The organism is Brevibacillus sp. BC25 (assembly GCF_000282075.1).
In the GTDB taxonomy this organism is placed as follows: Bacteria; Bacillota; Bacilli; order Brevibacillales; family Brevibacillaceae; genus Brevibacillus.
The window spans coordinates 195,734-212,527 of record NZ_AKIX01000128.1 but is presented as its reverse complement, the minus strand read 5'-3'; the positions used below and the strand labels follow the sequence as shown (position 1 = coordinate 212,527).

Genomic DNA, 16,794 nt, shown 5'->3' with positions numbered 1-16,794 from the left:
ACCTTGTATGCTAATCAAATGTTTGGGAGCAGAATGGGTAAAACTGCGTCGTTCTCGTATATGGCTCGTTTTGCTTGTCCTTCCTGTATTCAGTACGTTGATCGGCTTCGCCAACTACTGGATGAACCAAGCGATCCTGCAAAATGGCTGGTACAGCCTGTGGACGCAGGTGAGCTTGTTCTACGGAGAATTTTTCTTGCCCATTCTCATCGCGATCTGCTGTTCGTTCGTGTGCCGACTGGAGCATGCAAACCGTAACTGGAACGTGATACTGACAGCACCTGTATCGACTCCAACGATTTTTATCGCGAAGCTGGTGGTGGTTGGCGTTCTCCTTTTTGTTGTGCAGCTTTTCTTCCTCGTGTTGTATATTTGCGCGGGTTTCATCGCTGGACTACACGCACATTTTTCGTTTCCTCCTGAAGTGTTCGGATGGATCACGCGAGGCTGGCTGGCTTCGTTCACCATCATCGCCTTCCAACTGTGGCTTTCCACGCGGATACAGAGCTTTGCTGTACCAGTAGGCATTAGTGTTTGCACTGTTTTTGTAGGGCTGGGCTTGTATGTGTCTGGGCTGGGGATGTTTTTTCCTCTGTCGCTTTTAACAATTGGCATGGGCGTGCTCAGCCAAGAGAGTTTGTCGCTAGGAGAGCTGGGGACGTTTGTCGTCATGTGTGTCCTGTTCGTAACGAGTGGCTGTGTACTTGGAATTCGTCGTCTTACGAGAGCAGGTCTTTAACAGTTTTCGCCACATTAACGGTTTCCCTTTCTTGTCAAACAACCTTATAATAGAAGGTGAATGCTTGAATGAGGAGAAGTTTCCATGGACGACAAACACATAAACAAGACGAATAGCAAATGGGTGATCTGGGGGTTTATTCTCAGCGTACTCGCTTGTGCTGTGTCTATGGTGATTTTCATCTACGTGATGCGCAACTGACAGCACATGATGGCAACGTCAAAAAACCGCTCGTTTACTAGAGCGGTTTTTTGCTGTGGCGTTAGCGGGATATCGCTGTTATTTTTCGGATGGCTTCTTCTTGTGACAGTTGGTTCAGTTCAGTAAAACCAAGATTGGAAAGCGCAATCGTTTTTCCTTGATAGATTGGATAAACGCCTTGCCAGAGACCTGCTGTACTGTATAGCTGTGATCCGCTCACTTTACGTAAGAACAACATATAATTCCCTTCCGCCAGCGGCCCAGGATATTGTAGGTTGAGCGGACTGGAGGCGTCGGGGAGCGGCTCTACGCCAGTGCTAATCACTGTTAATAGTCTGGATGCTGTACCTTTTATGGCCTTTTTTACCTGTAGTCTTTGCGTATAGTTCACGATCTTGCCTTGGGGAATGGTGCGTCCCGTTGGATACGTCCGATGGGCACTGTCAACCCACGCGATGACGATCAAGTCGCACTTTTTGACGAGCTCCGCAAGGGAAGAATAGGAGGAGCGATCTACTTGTAGACGCCCGATGTCGGTTTGGGCATGGACGGGGAATGAAAAGGCGCAGAGAAGTGACAAACTGAGCAGCAATCGATAGAGCATGAAACCATTTCCTCCAAACAAAAGAAGTCTTGAAGGTAGTATGAACGGAATGGTAATCGTTCATGCCTGTAGAGTTTTAGTATAATGGTAATATTCCGAATAAATAGAATACGTGCTATCATGATGGCGTACTGTGATTTGTTGGTTGAAATCGCCCAGACTATGACAAGGAGGTTATCATGAATCATTTGTTTGCTTTTCGACGTGTCGGTACGTGGTTTTTTGTGTTGGCTCTCTTGTTGCAGGTAGCAGCTTCACCTGCGCTAGCCAAGGAAGAGGTCACTTCTTCTAGTCCTCTTGCACTCAGCATAGAAAAATTCCTCGCCGATTTGAAAAACGATGAGAATAGCAAGGGGATTTACGCTGGAGTCGCGGTCTATGATCTAACCGACAAAAAGTACGTATATAAGCACAATGCCGAACGTAATTTTATCCCGGCTTCCAACATGAAGCTGTTTACGACAATAGCGGGTCTGGATAAGCTGGGGCCGGATTATCAGTGGAAGACTGAGGTGTTTGTTTCAGGAAAGGTAAATAACGGTGGCATTTTGCAAGGAGATTTGATTTTAAAAGGCTATGGGGATCCTAGCCTGACCCCAGAGGATTTGCAGCAAATGGCAAAAGCCATCAAAGATTTGGGGATCAAACGAATCAATGGAAACCTGCTTCTCGATGACAGCTATTTCGATGAGACCAGATTGGGCACGAGCTGGATGTGGGATGACGAACCGTATGGGTACAGCGCTCAGGTAAGTGGATTAGCCGTAAATAAAAACTTTACGACGCTAACTGCAACCCCTGGTAAAACGGTGAATGATGCCCCCGTCCTGACCATGAATCCGGCTACCACATACATAACAGTCACAAACCAGTTGAAAACGACAGAGGGCAAGGTGAGCAACGTGCTCGTCGAGCGTCCGCGCGGAAAAAATGAAATCATCGTATCCGGTACGATCGGGATACAAGCAGCTCCTTATGATGAAGATGTCACGATGGAAGACCCGGCTTTTTATGTGGGCGATCTATGGAAGGATCAGTTGCTGAAACAAGGGATTGCCTTACATCCAAAGACAGAAATGAAAAAGACAGTGCTGCAAAGCGGAGTACCGCTTTATACCCACTTGTCCAAACCGTTGGCTGAGATCACGGTGGAGCTCAATAAGGATAGTGACAACTTCTATGCCGAGATGCTTGTAAAGACGCTGGGCGTTACTCAGAAAAGCGAGGGCAGCTTTGAGGCAGGCAGTGAAGCTATAGCGGACGTGATGAAGCGCGCTGGCATTGAGTCAGGCTATCGCCAGGTAGATGGCTCGGGGTTATCGAGATTTAATATGATCACCCCAGAGCAGATGATCGAAACCCTCATCTTTTTGCAGGAGCAAGAATATCGAACGGAACTGGAAAAATCACTCCCAATCGCAGGAGTGGACGGCACCTTGAAAAACCGCATGAAAGGAACAAGTGCGGAAAAGAATTTGTTTGCGAAGACAGGTTCGTTAAGCGGTGTCAATACCATGTCGGGTTATGTAACGGCAAAAAATGGTCATAAGCTGGCCTTTTCGATTTTGATCAACGGCATCTATAAATCGAAGTATGCGAGGGAGCTACAGGATCGAATCGGAATTTTGTTAACAACCTACCCGGATATCGCAGCTCCGGAAGGTTTCAGCCCTCCAGAGAAAAAGACGTACCCACTCTCTGCTTTGATCGATCCCATCCTCGATACGCCAGAAGCAGCAGGTGTAACGGCAGGAATCATGGTCAAATCGTTGGATTCATCAGGTGACCCTGTTTTATACGAACGGGATGCGGACACACTGCTTACCCCAGCATCGAATCTGAAGCTGCTGACGACTGCCACAGCATTGAACCAGCTAGGTTCGGATTACGTATTCAAAACGGAAGTGTATGGAGACGCATCGATCACCTCTACGGGCGTACAACAAGGCAATCTGTATGTGAAAGGATACGGTGACCCTACTTTGCACACAGAGAATGCGCTACAAGTGCAGGAAGGTGTGTCGATTGAAAAAATAGCAGGGTGGCTCAAGCAACAAGGAATCACGCGTATCAACGGGAATCTCGTGATGGATGACAGCTACTTTGACCAACAACGGCTTGGCCTCGGCTGGGCATGGGATGACGAGAGCTACTATTACAACCCGACCATTGGGGCTCTAGCACTGAACCGTGGAACGGTCATGATCGAATTCAAGCCCGCTAACGATGCTGGCGAACCAGTGGAAATCAACGTGCTTCCCAAAACAGCTTATGTGCAAGTGAGCAATGAAGCCAAGACCGTACAAAAAGAGGAAGAAAATACGTTTGCTATCTTGCGTGATCGTGGCACAAATATAATCAGACTGTCAGGAAACCTCCCGCTTGATCACGAAGGGGATTACGAGCGCGTACCAGTGGAAGAGCCAGCCAAGTACGTGGGGACCGTGCTTAAGGAAACGTTGGAGCAAGAAGGAATTGCGTTTGCTCCGAAAAGTGAAGTGTTGATCCAGCCAGTTCCTGCAACAGCAGTGAAATGGACACAATTTGAGTCACTGCCGCTGAAGGAAATCGTTCAGTACCTCAACAAGCGAAGTGATAATTACTACGCCGAAATGCTTCTCAAGACACTCGGAGCCGCAAAGAAAGGGAAAGGAAGCGCATCCGCTGGGGCAGAGGTCGTCCTGGAAACCGTATCTTCGCTCGGCGGGAATACCACCTTCGACATGATGGATGGATCAGGATTGACGCGCTACAATCTTATTTCTGCTCGGCAGATCGCATCCGTACTTGAGGGAATGACAAAGGAATCGACATTTGCCACTTATGATGAATCTTTACCCATAGCGGGAATCGATGGCACACTGAAAAACCGCTTGAAGGAAACGCCTGCCGCTAATAATCTTCATTCGAAAACAGGTTCGATGACGGGCGTGAACACACTGTCTGGCTATCTCACGACCAAAGGCGGGGAGAAGCTCATCGTATCGATTATGTTTAATGGTTATGTCGAGGATGAAGAGCTGTTTACCAAGATGCAGGACCAGATCATCACGATACTGGCTAGTTATGAATAGGAGTATCGCAAAAAAGGAGCCCCAATAGCGGGAGCTCCTTTTTCTGTTGGAATCGTCGACTGAACTGGGTCAATGCCTGTAGCGGTCAATCAGCGCGTGACATATCTATATTCAGATTAGGAAGCAGGCGAAGCACAGAACAGCGATGAAGGAGGGGAAAAAGAGAAGATGCACCCTGCACTCTTTCATTGGAAGCGTTTGGAGCAAGTCGTAACAGAAGTGCTTTTACAGGCAGGTGCAAGACGCGAGCATGCACGGCTAGTCGCAGAATCTCTCGTCCATGCTGATTTGCGCGGCATAGAGTCCCATGGGTTGGCGAGGCTGCCGATTTACATCCAACGAATCGAAGCAGGCTTGATCGAATTGAAAGATGAGCCAGTGGTATGGAAACAGGAGGGAGCAACAGCACTGGTAGACGGCAAAAACCAGCTGGGTGCGGTAGTCGGGGTTGCGGCACTGGAGGAAGCGATCAAGTTGTCACGGCAGATGGGAATCGGGGTAGTTGGTGTTCGTCATTCCAACCACTTTGGCTCCTGTTCGTACTATGCAGAACGAGCGATCGCAGAAGGAAGGATTCTTCTTGTCCTTTCCAATGCCCCCGAAGCAATGGCACCTACAGGAGGAATTCGCCCTTTTTTCGGAACGAATCCAATTGCGGTGGGAATACCAGCAGGAGAAGAACCATCCTTTATGTTAGATATGGCTACGAGTGTCGCTGCCAGAGGAAAAATCGCCTTAGCCGTTAAAAAAGGGGCAACGATTCCTGCCGATTGGGCCATCGATCCGAATGGGAAGGAAACGACTGATCCCACACAAGCCTTGCTAGGCTCACTTTTGCCGATTGGGGGAGCAAAGGGTTATGGATTGGCGATGTTCATCGATATCTTGTGTGGGCTGCTAACGGGTGCAGCAACGGGACCACATGTAAAAAGCCTGTATGACAATTGGAATGATCCACAAAACGTTGGACATCTATTCTTGACGGTGGATATTGAACGATTTATGCCACTACGGGATTTTTGCACCAATATGGATGCATACATTCGTGAGGTGAAAAGTGTACCTACGAAAGATGGAGTATCCGAAATTTTCATACCTGGTGAGATCGAAGGCCGTAAAAAGCAAGAACACATGGAAAACGGAATTCCATTCGATCCGAATCTGACGAAAGAACTAAGCCAATTATGCTGCACCTATGGAGTCGATTTGCAGGCTGCGTATCATATCCCCTAACCAGATTTCCTATCGCAGGAGGTTTCATGGACAATACATCGCACATAGACTAATGTCATCGGTTTGGAAAGGGGTGAACGGCTTTGCAACGACACATGTGTAAAGGCAAAATTCACAGGGCGACAGTTACGCAGGCCGAACTGGATTACGTGGGGAGTATCACAATTGACGTTGCTCTCATGGATGCGGCTGATATCAAGCCATATGAAATCGTGCAAATAACCAGTTTGCGTAATGCCACGCGCTGGAAAACATACGCGTTACCCGGAGTATCGGGAAGCGGAGTCATTTGTCTGAACGGTCCGCCTGCCCACCTATTTTCGCCAGGAGATCTAGTCATCATTTTGAGTATGGGCATGTACAATGAATCCGAGATCGAACAACTCGTTCCCAAGGTCGTGTTTGTGGACGAACAGAATCGTATCACGAAAATAGAGGAGCATCATCTGATAAAGAATGGAGAGACACTGCCATAAAACCGCCAAACGTAGGAAAATGGGGCAAGCATAAGCACATGGTCAAAGACGAACTTTTGCAGGAGTTTTTGCCCAAAACCCGCGTGTACTCTCCTGAAGAGCTATGGGAGTATGCAGATGCGTTTACACACGTGATGCTGAAGCCTTCGGGAGGCGGCGGTGGGGTAGGAATTATTCAAGTAACGGCGCAAGGAGAAGAGCAGTATTTGGTTCATAGTGGGAGTCGTCGTCGTCTTGTGGATGGGAAAGAGGCCACGATCCGATACGTGGAATCGTTGTTTCGACCAAAAACATACCTGCTCCAGCCACGTATCCCACTCGGTAGAATCAACGGGAAGCCTTTTGATGTACGTGTCATGATCCAGCGAAGGAGCAACAAGGAGCCTTGGGTCATAACGGGGTGGTGTGCAAAGCTTGCAGGACCGGGCTATGTCGTGACAAATGTGGCTCGCAGTCGTGGAAAAGTTTTACCCGTCCGCACGGCAATCAAGCTGTCGAATATAGACGCGGGCCCGCATCTCTTGAGTGATATCCGCATGGTTGCTGCGGCGGTAGCTAATCGATTGGGAAGAGCCTATCCGACACTCCGGGAGATCGGTTTGGACCTAGGGATTGATGTGGATGGCAAACCGTGGATTATTGAAGCCAACTTCCGACCTGCTCTTTCTCTCTTTCAAAAGCTGGAGGATCAGTCCTTTTACAAACGAATTGTCTCCATGCGAAAATGATAGGAGGAAAACCACTTGTCGATGTTCAAAAGGTAAGATATGGGCAGGTGGTTTCCTCCGTTTTTCTACTTCTAAGTAAAGTGAGAAAAATGGTAATGATCTTGCAATTACAACTATGGCGTTGCTACTAGCTAAGGGACGCAAAAGTTGATAGAATGCCTCTCAATAAGGTGGGAGGTAATATACACGTCGATGATAACCTTGTCTAAGAAAGAAATGTTGCTGGTCAGTTTTATGCTGTTTTCGATGTTTTTTGGTGCAGGGAACCTTATTTTTCCACCCTATCTGGGTCAAGAGGCTGGTTCCTATGTTTGGCTGTCGATTGCGGGCTTTGTCTTATCGGCTGTCGGTCTTCCTATCCTTGGGGTGATTGCCATCGCAAAATCAGGGAGCTTTTACCAATTGGCGAGTCGTGTTCATCCAAGCTTTGCTCTTATTTTTCCTATTTTGATTTATGTGTCGATTGGACCCGCACTTGCTATCCCGCGTGCAGGCAGTCTCGCGTACGAGATGGGAATGGCGCCGTTTTTGCCGGCACAAGCCGCTGATTCCACATGGAGTCTTTTCCTCTATACGATCGTATTTTTTGGTATTGTCTTTTGGTTTAGTCTGACTCCTTCCAAATTGATTGATCGCTTTGGGAAAATACTGACCCCTGCATTGTTGACCATGATTGCATTGATCTACATCAAGAGCTTATTCACACCTCTAGGCCCAACGGGGGTACCAACAGGAAAATATGCCACCAATCCAGTTGTGCAAGGTTTTCTGGACGGGTATTTAACTATGGATGCTTTGGCTGCACTCGTATTTGGTATCGTGATTGCTAATACGCTGCGGAGCAAGGGAATCGAGGACAAAAAGCAACTGTCTGCGAATATGATCAAAGCAGGGCTCGGAGCAGGTATGTTGCTGACATTCATCTATGTCATTTTGGGACTGCTCGGTTCATCCGGAGCCTCTTTAGGTAGGCCGGAGAATGGGGGGCTGCTCCTGACGGCTATCATGAGGCAGCTATTTGGGACAAGCGGTACGCTGATTCTTGGTGTCATCTTTACCGTCGCCTGCCTCTGTGTATCGATTGGACTCGTAACTTCTTGCAGCCAATACTTTCACGGACGATTCAAAGGTTTGTCCTATAGAGGATGGGCAGTGATTCTCTGTGTCCTGAGCATGGGAGTCGCAAACTTGGGCCTATCGGAGATTTTGAGTGTATCAGTCCCGATCCTGGGCGCTATTTACCCAATTGCTATCGTGCTCATTTTGTTGGCGTTGCTAGAGCGCTGGATACCTGCGCATTCGTCTGTTTATATGACGACTGTCGCAGTTGTGACGGTTTTTGGTGTCGTGGATTTGATGAATCTTACATTTTTTAATCAGAGCTGGAACGATATCTTGGGTGTTCTTCCTTTTTATAAGGAAGGGGCCGGTTGGATCATGCCAGCGTTATTTGCTGGTTTTGTCGGTGTTCTGCTCGATTTTCGGAAAAGGACAAACCGCACAGGAACAGGAACAACGACTTCCCCATCAAAATAAGGCAGCACGTAAGAGAGGGCTTCGTTTTTGCGAAGCTCTCTTGTTGTGGAAGAAGCATTTTGTTACTTTATTCAAGGATCAATCGTATTAAAAGTGTTAAAGCCTAAAGCGTAGTTGAGGAGGTTCATTACGTGAAAGTAGCACCTGTTGCGGAAGGTGAGCGAATTCGGCAGCTAGATGGGATTAGAGGCTTTGCTCTCTTGGGGATCTTGCTAGTGAATATGCCGTCATTTTTGTATCCCATCATGTTCTTACCAGATGCAGGGATGGTCAATACCCATACGGAAATCGATGGTTGGATACGGCTTTTCTTTAACATGTTTGTACAGACGAAGTTTTACACCATCTTCTCGTTTTTGTTTGGAGTAGGCTTTTTTCTGTTTATGCATCGCGCCGAGAGCAAACAGTTGCCTTATCAGAGCCTGTTTACTCGCAGATTATTGGTGCTGCTGATTGTGGGGATGGCACATCTTGTTTTCCTCTGGTATGGAGACATTCTTCATACGTACGCCCTAGCTGGTTTTCTTCTGTTGCTGTTTTACCACAGGCAAGAAAAGACGATCAAAAGATGGGCGTGGACGCTCTTGATTGGTATGCAGGCCTTGTCTGCTCTGATGCTGACCGTTCCTGAGGAACTCGTTCCTATTCCAGATCAATCACCGCTCATTCAAAAAGCTATCGATGCTTATACCAATGGATCGATTATCGAGTGGTTGCAATTCCGGGTTGCTTACGAAATTCCAGTCGTTTTCTCTCTTGAGTTCATTTTTATCCTATCTGTTCTGCCGCTCTTTTTATTCGGATTTCTGGCAGCCAAGCGGGGAGTATTTGAGAGGACCGAAGAATTTATTCCAGCCATTCGCCGCGTATGGTGGCTGGCGCTGGGCTTAAGTGCTGTGCTTGTACCGATGATTCCGCTTGTTCAATTTGGCATCGTAAAATTCCCAGCCTCGATCTCGATCGCCGTTCAGACATTTGTTACCTGGAGCGGTCTTAGTCTGTGCGCTTTTTACATCACGTCACTGCTGCTTCTTTATCGGAAAGAGAGCGGCAAGCGCATGCTGAAGCATTTGGAACCAGTCGGCAGAATGGCGTTAAGCAACTACTTGAGCCAAACCATCATCGCTGTCTTGGTCGTGCGTGTTGGACATTTGTACGGAACGTCTGGGCTGGCTCTCGGATTGGTGTTCAGCTTGGTGATCTTCCCTGCGCAAATCTTCGTTAGTCGCTGGTGGCTCGCCAACTATCAGTTTGGTCCTGCAGAATGGCTGTGGCGCTGTTTGACATACGGCAAATTTGTACCAATGAAACGAAAAGGAGGATCTCATGCGATTTGACACTATCATGATAATTGCTGTCGTGCTTGTGCTGACGTCCTGTTATTTTTATTTGTGGAAAAGGCTTCGCTCGAAAACGTCCAGTTAATCTGGGCGTTTTTTGTGTCTTTAAAGGCCAGGGAAAGGCGTAGGATGGATAAAAGTGGAATGATTGGGGCAAAATTTTCCTATCTCACATACCTAGTAACAAGCAGCAGCGCTCTGACAGTAGGAAGGAGAAAAAGGATGGCTGGCAACTGGATTTCGTTTTTGATCGGCTCCTTTGTAGGATCGATAGCTGCACTCATCGTGGTGGGATTGCTTTTGATCTGTCTTTTTCGACCTCTTACCCAGTGGCTGCTCGCCAAGTTTATGAAGCGCCTCATGTCAGACCGTTATCCGGAAAATATTTTTGAGATGGTCTCCGCAATGACCAAAGTCAGTCCACGCTACGTCCTGGAGAACAGCTTGCGAGCAGCTACTGGACAAGCCATTGAGCGTCCTTTCGGAAGTCCACGCAAATTCTTGAACTTCGATAGCTTGATATTTTCCCCTGCACAGCTGGCAAAGATGCCATCCAGTGAGGATACAGAAGTGGATATGCAAATCACGATTGGACCCATGGCAAAAAAGCCGTTAACCTTGGACATTCCGCTCATGGTAGGGGCAATGGGATACGGTATCGGTGTAAGTGCCGATGTGAAAATCGCGATTGCAAAAGGAACGGCCGCAGTGGGTACTTTGACAAATACGGGTGAAGGTCCGTTACTTCCGGAAGAAAGGAAATTCGCCAAACATCTGATTCTCCAATACAACTCGGGAAAGTGGGCAAAGGAGCCGGAAATTTTGCGACAGGCGGACGCCATCGAAATCCATTTTGGGCAGGGGGCGACTGCAGCTGCCGCGAGCTTTATCCCCGCTGAATATATCCAGGGAAGAGCTGCTGAAATCATGGGGGTTCAGGATGAAGAAATGATTATCATTCCTTCGCGGCATCCGGAAGTATCGAAGCCGGAGGATCTTAAGAAGCTCGTAGACAAGTTGCGCACAATAACAGACGGCGTTCCGATTGGCGTCAAAATCTGCGCCAGTGCCATTCTTGAAAAAGACCTAGAGATTGTAATCCAGGCCGGTGTAGATTTTATCAGTATTGATGGCGGACAAGCGGGGACAAAAGGAGGACCTCCAATCCTGGAGGATGATTTCGGTTTGCCGACGATTTATGCGCTGACCCGGGCCGTGCGCTATTTGAAGAAAAAAGGTGTGAAAGAACGAATTACCTTACTGTCTGGAGGCGGATATAATACTCCGGGTGAGTGCTTGAAAGCTATTGCTTTGGGAGCAGACGGCATATTTATGGGGACGGCTGTTTTGTGGGCGATGACTCATGATCAGGTGACAAAAGCAATACCGTGGGAACCACCGACAGAGCTGACCACCTATCCAGGGAGCTTGAAAAACAAATTCGACCTCGAATCAGCCGCGAAATACTTGAATAACTTTTTTCTTTCGTTTGTGGATGAGATGGAAATTGCCATTCTCGCGCTGGGGAAAACGTCTATTCGTGAAGTGACCGCTGCGGATCTCGTCTCACTCGATGAGATGACGAGCAAAGTGACGAAAGTACCCCTTGCCTATCATTCATCCTCTTCCAGTTAAATCGCTTGATCCACGTACGAATGGGAGGGATTCGTATCGAACAGAGAATCATCCAAATCAAGTCGGCTGCACAGTATAACGGATGGACCATGACGCAGACGTGGGAGCATCTTCTTTTTTTACATTGGGCGATTTCCCCAGCGTCTATCAATGCGCTCATACCAGCAGGACTTGAGCTCGATACTTACGATGGCAAGGCATGGATCAGTATTATCCCGTTTTTGCTGAGTGGCGTGCGTTTGCATCGGATGCCATCCGTACCATTCACGACGACTTTCCCTGAAATCAATGTGCGGACGTATGTGAAGGCAAGAGGGAAGACGGGCGTGTATTTTCTTTCGCTGGATACGTCGAATCCGCTAGTGATCAAGATTGCGAAATTTTGGTACCGACTGCCGTATTATCGGGCCCAGATGGCTTTTCATCGCCAAGGGGATCGGATCGATTTTACCTCTCGACGTCTATCTGGTCTACCTCAGTCTCCCACGTTCGAAGGCAGCTACCAGCCTCTCGCTGACAGATTTTTCGCCAAAGAGGGAACGCTGATGCATTGGCTGACGGAGCGATACACACTCTTTTGCAGGTGTAACAGAACGAAGCAAATGATGTATGCGGATGTGGTGCACGAGCCGTGGCAGCTACAGGAGACAGCCTTTCATATTCGTGAAAACGCGATGACCGAAAACCTGTCAATCCCACTAACGGATTCTCCACATCTAGCACTGTATTCACGTGGGGTACAAAGTCTTATTTGGCCGATTCGAAGTCTAGCGGATCTATCTTCGGATCACGGTGGATAGTAGTGACTGATACCAGTACAAAAGGGTATCAGTCTTTTTGATTTGAGGCTTGCCAGACTGACTTTTGGTCGGTAAGATGGGAGGTAGCACTTTTTTTCGTAAAAACAGGAAGGATCTGGTATTTGGTTATGGCTCGAAAAGAACGAATTGGTGAGTTGGATCTGATCCGGGCCTTTGCATTCTTGGCTGTGGTTTATCAGCATGTCATTGGTGTGTATATCCGTGAGCCGGGACTGACAGAGCAGGTGTCGATCGTCTACGGAATGTTGTTTCATTTGCTAAAATTCGCTGTACCAGCATTCATTTTCATTACAGGTCTTGTTTTGTTTTACAACTACTCCGAAAAAGTGAACTATATTTCCTTCACGCGTAAACGGATAACGGAGATTTTGGTTCCGTATGGAATATGGTCGGTGGTATATCTTTACTTGATGGAGAAGCCTTTGGGTGAGGGAGTAGCGTTCGTTTGGAATGTAAGCAAAAATTTCCTGACAGGGACGTCCTCGTATCATCTATGGTTCGTCGTGATGATTTTTCAGTTCTATCTTTTGTATCCGTTTTGGCAAGGAGTATTTGAACTTTTCCGCAGATTCGTGACCAGCCGCTTCCGTCTCGTTGTCGCTCTTGGTGTCTCCGGAATGATTTATGGGGGCCTCATGTGGTTCTCAGCGCGGTACATCCCGGCGCACGGTTTTCGATTCGATCTGAATTGGCTTGATACGTATTTCATCAAATACCGTGATCGAAATGCGTTCTATTATTTCTATTACTTTTTATTCGGTGGCTTGGTCGCCTGCACGCTGCCTGCATTCCGTGCAATCCTGAAAAGATACTGGCAGTGGATCATCATTTCGGTTGGTGTCCTGTACGCAGTCATTGGCTATGAACTTTTCCGTGATTCAGGGCAAGGTCAAATCAATTTAAACGTAGCGACATCCTTGAAACCGTCCATGTTCCTCTATACGATGGCTTGCTTACTGGCAGTGTACGCTCTCTGCCTATGGATGAGCAAAAAGCCGTCAAAATGGACACATTGGCTAGGACTCTTCGGGAAATATTCGTACGGAGCTTATTTGATTCATGCGCTGATCTTGACGTACTTGATGAAGTTTTTGCGTGAGCTTCAGCTTTTTCACACGGGCGTGTGGGGAAGTTTGGTAGCATTCGTCTTGTGCTCCATTCTTTCTTTTGCCATATCATATGGGCTGGGAAAACTGCCGTTTGGTACTTGGCTGGTGGGGGCAGCAGAGAAAAAGACAAAGAAGATCCCGTCAACTCAAAAAGAATGGCAAAACGCAGGTTAATCGCAAGCAGTTTGGCCAGATGTAGAGAAATGTAGGAGGTTGAAGGGAGAAGCGAGTCGTCATGCTGTTAGCTTACATTCAGTTAGCCTTGGCTATGGCTTTAGTCGGAAGCAACATCTCCATCGGTAAAGAAATTGTTTCCCATGTTCCTGTGTTTTTGTTTTCGGAGCTGCGCTTTTTGCTCGCGATCGTCATCCTATTGCCACTGCTGGTTATGCGTGGGGAATGGAAAGCGTCTTGGAGCCGTGAGGAAGGCAAGGTGTTATTCTGGCAGTCGTTTTTCGGCGTGTTTCTGTTTAGTATTTGCATGCTGTACGGCGTTCAGTGGACGACCGCTACTGCAGCCGGTATCATTACGAGTACAGTACCTGCCTGCATCGCTTTGTTTTCATTCTGGATTCTCAAGGAAAAATTACACGCCAACAGCTTAGAGGCGATCGGTCTTTCAGTGGGCGGCATCGGCTTCATTACATTCACTGGAGGCGGCGGGGAGCAAAACTGGATAAGCATGCTGGGCAATCTGCTCGTATTTTTTGCAGTCATCAGCGAAGCGCTCTTCACGATTTTTGCCAAAAGACTTTCTGGGAAAATTACGCCTTTCCAAATGACGGCCGCGTTAAATGTCATCAGCTTTGTCTTGTTTCTTCCGTTTGCGATCTGGGAAAGCTTGCGGTTTGATTGGAGTGCCGTACCTGCAAATGTGTGGTGGCTTCTTGTGTACTATGCGTTTACGGCAAGTATCTTATCCTTTTTTCTCTGGTACAAAGGAGTGGAGAAGGTGGAGGCTTCGAAAGCTGGCTTGTTCACTGGAATGATGCCGATAAGTGCTGCTCTCGTGGCTGTCTTTTTCTTGAACGAAGCATTTACTTGGATGCATGGAGTGGGGATGATTCTGGTGCTCGCCTCCATTTTTATTGGTACACAGCAGCCACGGCGTATGCGTTCGTCAATGGAAAGCTAATAGAAATAGCATGATAGAAAGGTCTCGGAAACCCTCACATTTACACGTTGTGAGTATCCGGGCCTTTTTTTTGTAAGAAAACAAAAAGCGCCTTGACTCGTGGCCAAGACGCTTTTGCAATAGTTGTAGTTACATTTATTTGGTTAAGGCATTTTCCAAATCTTTTACACCGCTGTAGACTAATTCGAACAAGTCAGCAATGTTTTCTTCTTCAATGCAAGAGAAAGCAATGCGCAAATCGGTTTGACCGAGAGCGATCGTACCGACGCCATACTGTTCCAACAAGTGCTGGCGCAATGTTTCCGCTTCGACAGTCTTTAGCTTGAGGCACATGAAGTAGCCGGAGTTGAATGGATAGTAGGTCCACACGTCATTGTATTTTCCAGTGTCGAGTACTTCCTTGGTGCGGTTGGCGCGACCTTTCATGATATCGAATTTCTCCTGCTTCTGTGCTTTGTACTCCGGTGCAGTGATTGCTTGCAGGACGAACGTTTGGGAAGGATGTGATCCGCTGGAAAGAGTCGCGCGGATGATTCCCATTGTCTTCTGCTCCAAAGCGCTGAGCAAGTCGCTGGATGGGGATGCATACGTAATGAAGCCAACGCGGAAGCCCCATACGTAATCCTCTTTGGTAGCACCATCTACTTTTACAGGCAGAATGCGAGGGTGAACATCGCACAGGCCAGCGAAGAGAGATTCGTGCATCGAATCCTCGAAGAACAAGCCGAAGTACGCGTCATCTGTCACCGCGACAATGTTGATTCCAGCTTCAGCGCCTTCTTTGAGTGCAGCGACGATTTCTTTTCCTTCCTCTGGACCTGGTGTATAGCCAGTTGGGTTATTCGGGAAGTTGAGTACAACGATGGCTTTGCCTTTGTCTTTTTGTGCGAGAATGGCATCACGCAAAGCAGAAGCATTAAATTTCATCTCGTCGTTATACAATGGGTAGTAGACCATTTCCGCACCACGGCGGATCGAAAAGGTAAGCTCGTAGTTTTCCCAGTTTTTATCTGGGATGATGACACTGTCGCCGCTATCAGCGAACAAGTCAGATACGATGCTCAGGCCATGCGTCAATGCGTTTGTAACAATGGGGTTACTAAAGGTATGGTTAGCCAGTGAAGGCTGTTCCTCGATCATTTTTTTACGCCATGCTGCACGCAGCTCAGGCTTTCCTGCTGGCGGTGCATATTCGTAAATATCTTTTGGCTGGTAAGCAGACAGATTATCCTGGATGACCTTAAGGTGCATCGGTTGACCGTTTTCCAGTGCAATCCCGATGGTTGCGTTGTACTTTTTCGCTTTTGCTTTTGCTTCTGCGGACTGGCTGAGAATCCCCTCTTTTGGGAAATAAATCAGCTTGGCGATATTGGACAGCATTTCATATACGTGTGGGTTTTCGCGTTGGATCGTTTCGTTCAGCGTTGATGCTAATGAATGCATGGTAGCCTCCCTTTTCATATACAAACATCTATCTTTACCAATAAAGATAGCGTATCTACATGCATTTGTCACCCTTGCCCAGCGGGATATTTCAGATTTTGCAAGGTTCCTTTTGACAGCGGCGAACTGATTTGCTACTTTGAAATCGAAAACTGAGTAATGCGGGAGGGAGAAGGAAATGGCTGAACGCATGATCGTTCGCCTGGGGGACCCTATCTTGCGTGAAACTTCAAAAAGAGTACCATCCATTACTCCACAGGTTGAAAAGATTTTGGATGATATGGCCCAAACGATTTACGCTGCGAAAGGTCGAGCAGGCTTGTCTGCGATCCAGATTGGCATCCCGAAGCGTTTAGTTGTGATGGATTGCGGCAGCGGCTTGATTGAACTGATCAATCCGGTGTTGATGGAAAAATCAGGTGAGCAGGTAGGGCAAGAAGCTTGTCTTTCGATACCAGGTGTTTTTGGAATCGTTCGTCGGGCGAATTATGTCAAAGTTCAGACGCTGAACCGCCAAGGAGAGACAAAGACAATCGAAGCCGAAGATTTCCTTGCTCGGTGTATTCAGCACGAGATGGACCATTTGGAAGGAATTTTGTTTATTGATCATACGGAAGAGCTCTACTCGGCAAAAACAGGAAAGAAACTGAATCACAAGGATCTGCACCGGATACAGGCTAAAAGTAGAAAAAAATGGTGGAAATAAACGGAGCTTAGACA

Annotated in this window: 14 protein-coding genes; 12 read left to right on the top strand and 2 right to left on the bottom strand. The window is 47.5% G+C overall.

The window, feature by feature from the left end:
- Positions 1-7: 7 nt before the first annotated feature.
- Positions 8-739: an ABC transporter permease gene (locus PMI05_RS28155; RefSeq protein WP_007729323.1), complete on the top strand. Its 732-nt coding sequence runs from the start codon at positions 8-10 to the stop codon at positions 737-739.
- A gap of 262 nt (positions 740-1,001) precedes the next feature.
- On the opposite strand, the gene PMI05_RS28150 is transcribed toward PMI05_RS28155, so the two are convergent.
- Complete coding sequence (locus tag PMI05_RS28150) at positions 1,002-1,544, bottom strand: hypothetical protein (RefSeq protein WP_007729320.1); 543 nt, start codon at positions 1,542-1,544, stop codon at positions 1,002-1,004.
- Between the two features lie 179 nt (positions 1,545-1,723).
- On the opposite strand from PMI05_RS28150, the gene dacB reads away from it, so the two are divergent.
- The 10 genes from dacB (at position 1,724) to PMI05_RS28100 (ending at position 14,631) form a co-directional block, all read left to right on the top strand.
- Positions 1,724-4,618 carry a D-alanyl-D-alanine carboxypeptidase/D-alanyl-D-alanine-endopeptidase gene (dacB, locus tag PMI05_RS28145; RefSeq protein ID WP_007729317.1) on the top strand — a complete coding sequence of 965 codons (2,895 nt, stop codon included), beginning with the start codon at positions 1,724-1,726 and terminating at the stop codon, positions 4,616-4,618.
- 168 nt (positions 4,619-4,786) lie between these two features.
- A complete protein-coding gene (locus tag PMI05_RS28140; RefSeq protein WP_007729316.1) occupies positions 4,787-5,851 on the top strand; it encodes an Ldh family oxidoreductase in 1,065 nt (354 codons plus the stop codon).
- An 83-nt stretch (positions 5,852-5,934) separates the two neighbouring features.
- Positions 5,935-6,327 carry an aspartate 1-decarboxylase gene (panD, locus tag PMI05_RS28135; RefSeq protein ID WP_039961544.1) on the top strand — a complete coding sequence of 131 codons (393 nt, stop codon included), beginning with the start codon at positions 5,935-5,937 and terminating at the stop codon, positions 6,325-6,327.
- A gap of 38 nt (positions 6,328-6,365) precedes the next feature.
- A complete protein-coding gene (locus tag PMI05_RS28130) occupies positions 6,366-7,055 on the top strand; it encodes a YheC/YheD family protein (RefSeq protein WP_007729312.1) in 690 nt (229 codons plus the stop codon).
- 192 nt (positions 7,056-7,247) lie between these two features.
- On the top strand, positions 7,248-8,591 hold the full coding sequence (gene brnQ, locus PMI05_RS28125; RefSeq protein WP_007729310.1) for a branched-chain amino acid transport system II carrier protein: 1,344 nt from the start codon (positions 7,248-7,250) through the stop codon (positions 8,589-8,591).
- A 131-nt stretch (positions 8,592-8,722) separates the two neighbouring features.
- Complete coding sequence (locus PMI05_RS28120; RefSeq protein ID WP_007729308.1) at positions 8,723-9,928, top strand: DUF418 domain-containing protein; 1,206 nt, start codon at positions 8,723-8,725, stop codon at positions 9,926-9,928.
- A 225-nt stretch (positions 9,929-10,153) separates the two neighbouring features.
- Entirely contained in the window at positions 10,154-11,566 is a 1,413-nt protein-coding gene (locus tag PMI05_RS28115; protein ID WP_007729307.1) for an FMN-binding glutamate synthase family protein, read from the top strand.
- Positions 11,567-11,586: 20 nt separating this feature from the next.
- Positions 11,587-12,366 carry a YqjF family protein gene (locus tag PMI05_RS28110; protein ID WP_238543370.1) on the top strand — a complete coding sequence of 260 codons (780 nt, stop codon included), beginning with the start codon at positions 11,587-11,589 and terminating at the stop codon, positions 12,364-12,366.
- 128 nt (positions 12,367-12,494) lie between these two features.
- Positions 12,495-13,670, top strand: a complete 1,176-nt coding sequence (locus PMI05_RS28105) for an acyltransferase (protein WP_007729304.1) — start codon at positions 12,495-12,497, stop codon at positions 13,668-13,670.
- Positions 13,671-13,731: 61 nt separating this feature from the next.
- Positions 13,732-14,631 (top strand): DMT family transporter, encoded by a 900-nt coding sequence (locus PMI05_RS28100; RefSeq protein ID WP_007729298.1) that lies wholly within the window; start codon positions 13,732-13,734, stop codon positions 14,629-14,631.
- A 135-nt stretch (positions 14,632-14,766) separates the two neighbouring features.
- Here the strand turns inward: PMI05_RS28100 and PMI05_RS28095 are convergent, their stop codons facing one another.
- Positions 14,767-16,074 carry an aminotransferase class I/II-fold pyridoxal phosphate-dependent enzyme gene (locus PMI05_RS28095; protein ID WP_007729296.1) on the bottom strand — a complete coding sequence of 436 codons (1,308 nt, stop codon included), beginning with the start codon at positions 16,072-16,074 and terminating at the stop codon, positions 14,767-14,769.
- A gap of 178 nt (positions 16,075-16,252) precedes the next feature.
- On the opposite strand from PMI05_RS28095, the gene def reads away from it, so the two are divergent.
- A complete protein-coding gene (gene def / locus PMI05_RS28090; RefSeq protein WP_007729295.1) occupies positions 16,253-16,780 on the top strand; it encodes a peptide deformylase in 528 nt (175 codons plus the stop codon).
- Positions 16,781-16,794: the final 14 nt, after the last annotated feature.